This window comes from Pedobacter sp., assembly GCF_045628745.1.
Classification (GTDB): Bacteria; Bacteroidota; Bacteroidia; order Sphingobacteriales; family Sphingobacteriaceae; genus Pedobacter.
The window spans coordinates 1-1,712 of sequence record NZ_JAZQPU010000446.1 but is presented as its reverse complement, the minus strand read 5'-3'; the positions used below and the strand labels follow the sequence as shown (position 1 = coordinate 1,712).

At 46.0% G+C, this 1,712-nt stretch carries 2 protein-coding genes; both read right to left on the bottom strand.

Annotated elements, in window-relative coordinates:
- A partial coding sequence (locus tag ACR2F7_RS16250) for a glycosyltransferase family 2 protein (protein ID WP_432714592.1) occupies positions 1-885 on the bottom strand: 885 nt, incomplete at its 3' end.
- The coding region (locus ACR2F7_RS16245) for a polysaccharide pyruvyl transferase family protein (protein ID WP_432714591.1) at positions 882-1,712 on the bottom strand (831 nt) is incomplete at its 5' end. The genes ACR2F7_RS16250 and ACR2F7_RS16245, both read right to left, overlap by 4 nt.

Sequence of the window (1,712 nt, the reverse complement as noted above, 5' to 3'; positions counted from 1 at the left end):
TCCATTTTGAACATGCTGCTGCAGAATTCGCAGCCTTTCGTGCCTTAACCTCCGGTGTGGAGGGGTATACAAAGCTTTAAAAGTTCGCAGTAAATATTTACCGAGGTAAGCCCGGTGAAAAGCCTGGGCTGCATCATCAATCCCAAATTGTTGATGGATGTCGTCCAATTGCCCCTGCATTAACTGCAACCTGGAAACTTCTGAAACATAGGCATTCATCCTTTCGCTCAGCGAACCCGGCGAAAATACATAATGATAATAAGCTTGGTTAACCACAATGAATTGCTGCAGGTGGCGGAAATAACTCAGGATAAAAAGCAGGTCTTCGCCATAGTGAATGCTCGGGATATAAGAAAGGCCTTGTTCTTTGATGAGCCGGGCCTCAAATAATTTACCAAAGGGATAAGGGAACTGTTTGATAAATTTTAAATCGAGAAACAGGGCAGAAAATTCTGCAGGGGGATAAACATGAGCTGGATAGACCACCTTTTGGATCACACCTGTCCTGCGCGTTCGGATATAACCCTGCATGACCATGGAAAAGGCTGCCGGCTGACCAAGGCTAAAGAAACCCTCGAGGTATGGGGGATCTACCCAGTCATCGGCATCAATAAAAACATAATAATCGCCTTTGGCATGGGCCATCCCTGCATTGCGGGCAGCAGAAACCCCTCCATTTTTTTGACTGATGATCCGGAGCCTTGGATCTGTAGCGGCATATTTTTCTGCCAGTGCCATGGTCCCATCGCTGCTGCCATCGTTAACCAACACCAACTCGAAATTACGGAAACTTTGCGACAGGATACTCTTTAAACAGCGCTCTAAAGACTTTTCGGCATTATAAGCCGGCACAATAACGGAGATTTGAGGTTGCAGCACTTTCATAGAAACGTTAAATGATGGTTGATAAATTGACTGGCTTCTTGTTTCTTTTGGTTTTTGATGGCCTGTACAGCCTGGAAATCAATGACCTTGTTCAGCAGCGCATCGTTTAAATCTGCCACAGAGAAAATCAGCCTGTCGGTCAAATGAAAGATTTTGAGCAAGGACTGGAGCCTCGCTAAACCTCTATCGGCATTGCAAATAGCGATAAAAGGCTTTTGGAACAACAGGGCAAAGGCCACCCCATGAAAAGAATCGGTAACCACAAATTGGGCATGGGCAAAACCAGACAGCCAGTCGCCAACTTTAGGATAAATACAATCCCTGATACGCAGGATTTTACCCATGTTGAACTTTTCTTTGACATGCAGCGCATAGGGTTTTAAGCCCTTGTATTGGGCAATTTGATGGACGATTGCGGTTTTGGCAGCATTAGCATCTAACACATAAACGGCCAATCCTCCTTTGGGTGCAGGTGCATTTTCGCTTTGCAGCAATTGCAGGTAATGTTCTTTTTGCAGCAACAGCGTGGGATCAATCATCTGTACACTGTCTACCTGGAAGACTTCTTTACAGATGGCTACCCCCGAATCTTCCCTCACCGAAATGGCATCCATCTTTTGCAGTAAAGCGGCAACGGCCACACTGGTTTCCTGGGGATGGGTCCATTGATCTACCCCAAAGGAGGCGGCATAACTGATCTTTTTGACCGCTGCCCCATTGAGGAAATCTAAAAAGTAATCGAAAGTGATGCCTTTGGTATATTCTAAACGCCATACCTGGTCGCTGCCCACAATAACGGCATCCAAAGCATAGTCCCTCACGAGCAT